This window comes from Falsiroseomonas algicola (assembly GCF_011040385.1).
GTDB classification, from domain to species: Bacteria; Pseudomonadota; Alphaproteobacteria; order Acetobacterales; family Acetobacteraceae; genus Falsiroseomonas; species Falsiroseomonas algicola.
Window position 1 is genome coordinate 1 of record NZ_JAAIKB010000067.1, and the last position, 434, is coordinate 434.

Annotated in this window: 1 protein-coding gene and 1 pseudogene; one reads left to right on the plus strand and one right to left on the minus strand. The window is 67.7% G+C overall.

Annotated features, from left to right (window positions below):
• A pseudogene (locus G3576_RS31040) lies at positions 1-100 on the plus strand (integrase core domain-containing protein); the annotation flags it as partial.
• A 43-nt stretch (positions 101-143) separates the two neighbouring features.
• Here the strand turns inward: G3576_RS31040 and G3576_RS31045 are convergent.
• On the minus strand, positions 144-434 hold a 291-nt coding region (locus tag G3576_RS31045), incomplete at its 5' end, for a UPF0149 family protein (protein WP_164698342.1).

Below are 434 nucleotides of genomic sequence, written 5' to 3' on the forward strand. Positions count from 1 at the left end.
CGTCGAATGGCACTACATCGCGCCGGGCAAGCCGCAGCAGAATGCGTTCGTGGAGAGCTTCAACGGCCGCCTGCGGGGTAAGCGTCGTAACCGTCGTCTGGGCCCCACGGCGATCGTGGCTTGACGGTTCGGCGAAGGCCGGTTCAGCGCGCCGTTTGGTGGTGGCGCCAGTAGTCGCGGATGCCGCAGACAGCTTCGGGGATGTGGTGGTGGGCGCGGCCCACGTGGTCGCGGACTTCCTGCGGCCGTCCGGCCATCAGCTTCTCCACCTCCTCGGCTTCCGAGCAAGCGATGATCGGCAGCATAAGGCCGACATGGTCGTTGCGCTCGAACATGGGGCGCCAGGCGACCGGCCAACGCTTGACCGCGAACATGAAGCCCGCGGCCCAGGGCTGGGCGAGGACGGTGCCGTCGTCGGTGCGCATGTAGATGGG